General features: G+C 73.2%; 3 protein-coding genes. 1 reads left to right on the top strand and 2 read right to left on the bottom strand.

Annotation, left to right across the window (positions count from 1 at the left end):
• Nucleotides 1-42: 42 nt before the first annotated feature.
• Both AB0E96_RS40280 and AB0E96_RS40275 read right to left on the bottom strand, forming a co-directional pair.
• Nucleotides 43-696 carry a hypothetical protein gene (locus AB0E96_RS40280; protein ID WP_359831701.1) on the bottom strand — a complete coding sequence of 218 codons (654 nt, stop codon included), beginning with the start codon at nt 694-696 and terminating at the stop codon, nt 43-45.
• A 32-nt stretch (nt 697-728) separates the two neighbouring features.
• Nucleotides 729-1,292, bottom strand: a complete 564-nt coding sequence (locus AB0E96_RS40275) for a sigma factor-like helix-turn-helix DNA-binding protein (protein ID WP_359831699.1) — start codon at nt 1,290-1,292, stop codon at nt 729-731.
• Between the two features lie 361 nt (nt 1,293-1,653).
• Between AB0E96_RS40275 and AB0E96_RS40270 the strand changes: the two genes are divergently transcribed.
• Complete coding sequence (locus AB0E96_RS40270; protein WP_359831697.1) at nt 1,654-2,484, top strand: SAM-dependent methyltransferase; 831 nt, start codon at nt 1,654-1,656, stop codon at nt 2,482-2,484.
• Nucleotides 2,485-2,740: the final 256 nt, after the last annotated feature.

Here is a 2,740-nt window from a genome sequence, read left to right as displayed (position 1 = left end):
CCGGGGAACCGGCCCGCCCGACGCGCCCGGTCCGGTGGGGGCTCAGCGGTGCCGGGTGTGGACGGAGGCGTGGGCGAGGTCCTCGGCGAGGGTGGGGGAGGGCTGGGGGATCTCGCCGTGGTCCTCGTCGTCGGAGTCGACGGGGAGCTGGTGGACGACCGCGGCCACCCGGGCGGGCAGGCGCAGGGTCAGGCCGTCGTGGCAGGCGGCCAGGGTGTCGGCCCAGACCTCGGGCGGCAGCGGGCGCCCCGGCCAGGGGGCGGCCGGGCGCCGGGGCTCGGCCGCCAGCCGGTCGGCCTGGCTGCGCCAGTAGTCGGAGTCGCGGAACTCGCCGCGGCTGGCGTGCAGGAAGGACAGGCAGCTCGCGGCGGTCGGGCTGCCGCCGCCGGCGGCGAACTGCAGCCAGAACTGGCAGCCGTCCTCGTGCCCGGTCAGGTGGAGCAGCGCGGCCAGCACGAGCGCGCCGCCGGGGTGGATGTGCTGCCGGTTGCCGGTCAGGGCCTTCAGCGAGTCGGCGGCCTCCGGCTGGGCGATGATCAGGGTGGCGGCGAGGTCGAGTTCGTGGCGGGCCTGGAGGTGTTCGGCGCCCAGGGGGGAGCGGGCGCGGACGAGCCGGCGCAGGTCGGGGACGGACACGCCGTCGGGCAGCGGGACCGGTCGGTCGGGTTCGGCGTCGTACCGGTCGTCCCAGTCCAAGGGAGCGGCTGCCCGGCGGTCGTGTCCCCGTGTCACTGCATGTCCCCCATGGTGGTGTCGGCGCCGAGGAGCCGGCGCAGCTTGGCCAGGGCCTGGCTGGTGGTGGTGCGGGCGTTGGTCTCGGAGATCCCCAGGTAGGCGGAGATCGTCGGGTAGTCGATGTCCAGCATGTAGCGCAGGACGATCAGGTCGTAGGGGCGATCGGGCAGCCGCAGGATCGCCTTGTAGAGCTCCTCGTAGTCGTTGTCGAGGTTCTCCAGGCTGACACGGGCCTGGAGCTGGGCGTTTCGGATGGCGACCTTCCAGAGTGGAGGGACCTCCCGGGGCGGGGCCTGGCCTGCGCCCAACTCCCGTTCGGCGATGCAGCTCTTGGCGATCCTCCAGGCATGGGCCTCGGCGTCGGGCTGCCGCAGGATGCCGTGCCAGTGCAGCCGCAGTTCCCGGTGGATGGTGCGCACCGTCCGCTCGACGAGCTCCGGGTCGTGCAGCCGAGCCTCGGCCATCCCGCGCCAGGTCGCCTCGTGGGTCTCGCAGAAGCCCCGGTAGGACACCGCATGAGTGGGTTCTGCCAGTGCCCAGTCGTCGTCGCTGGTCAATGATCCTCCTCGTCGTCCCTGGGGACGACGTCCGGCCGGCCCCGGGTCGGGAACGGTTGGGGTGGGGTGGAGAACGGCCGTCCTCCGTGCATCCATCCAATCGCCCCGGGGTGACCAATGTGAAGGCAATCACAAAAAGGCTTATACGACCTGACAATTGACGATAAGTTAGCTGATGATCTGTCATGTTCGATCGCAAACCATCCACCCCGGGAGCCGGGCCGGTGCTTGATTGCCCGCGACGGGGTGTGGGCATAGTGAACGATGGTCCGCGCCAGGGGTTCGCCACCCCCCGTCACGGGGTCGGCGGCGCGCGCCGGTCCGCGGGCCCGACGACACCGCCGACGCAGGGGGAAACCGCATGGCAGCAGAACAGCACGACGACGCCGTCGCTCCGCCGGAGGCCGAGGTCAACCTCGCCATCCACCGTCCGCACTCGGCGCGAATCTACGACTACTTCCTGGACGGCACGACCAACTTCCCGGCCGACCGGGAAGCCGCCGGGCACGCCCTCGCCGTCTTCCCGCAGGCCCCGGCCGCGGCCCGCGCCAACCGGGCGTTCATGCACCGCGCCACCCGGGCGCTCGCCCAGAGCGGCGTCACCCAGTTCCTCGACATCGGCACCGGCATCCCGACGTCGCCCAACCTCCACGAGGTCGCCCAGCGGATAGAGCCGCGGGCCAGGATCGTCTACGCCGACAACGACCCGATCGTCCTCACCCACGCCCAGGCCCTCCTGCGCAGCAGCCCCGAGGGGCGCACCGCGTACGTCCAGGCCGACGTCCGCGACCCCGGCGCCCTGCTGGACAGGGTGCGCGCCACGGACGTGCTCGACTTCAGCCGGCCGATCGCGCTCAGCCTCGTCGCCCTGCTCCACTTCGTCCCCGACGGCGCCCACGAGATCGCCGCCACCCTCAAGGGCGCGCTGTCGGCCCGCGGCTCCGCCCTGGTGATCAGCCACTTCACCCCCGACTACGCTCCCCAGTACGCGGCCGGCATCGAAAAGGTCTACCGCGACAACGGCAACCCGGTCCGCGCCCGCCCCCGTCACGAGTTTGCCGATTTCTTCACCGGCTGGGACCTCCTCGACCCCGGCATCACCTCCACCCCGCGCTGGCGCCCCGAGCCGGACACCAAGCCGGTCACCGATGCCGAGGCGTCCTGCCTCGCCGCCGTGGCCGTCCGCCCGTGACCAGCCGCTGAAACCAGTCTGGCAGGCGGCCGCCCCCGATGTGAAAAGCCGCCGTGAGGAATTCCCGCCGACGAACTCCCGGCCGGCGGAGGCGCGTTGGCCGGCCCGGGGCGGCGGATCCGTGCGGCGGTGCGCGCCGGCCGAGCCGCGGTGACACCTCCCCGGGCCGCCCGGCGGGCCGGTCCGCGTCGAACGCCGGCCGGTCTGCCGGGCGCCGCGCCCGTCGAGGCCCCGGCCCGCCCCGCCGGGGAGCCGG

It is taken from the genome of Kitasatospora sp. NPDC036755 (assembly GCF_040636595.1).
GTDB lineage: Bacteria > Actinomycetota > Actinomycetes > Streptomycetales > Streptomycetaceae > Kitasatospora.
The sequence above is the reverse complement of the archived record's forward strand: the minus strand, read 5'-3'. Positions and strand labels throughout refer to the sequence as shown.

Bases quoted from the DNA above. Each gene is read 5' to 3' on its own strand.
- AB0E96_RS40270 (WP_359831697.1), top strand. From the start codon at position 1,654: ATGGCAGCAGAACAGCACGACGACGCCGTCGCTCCGCCGGAGGCCGAG.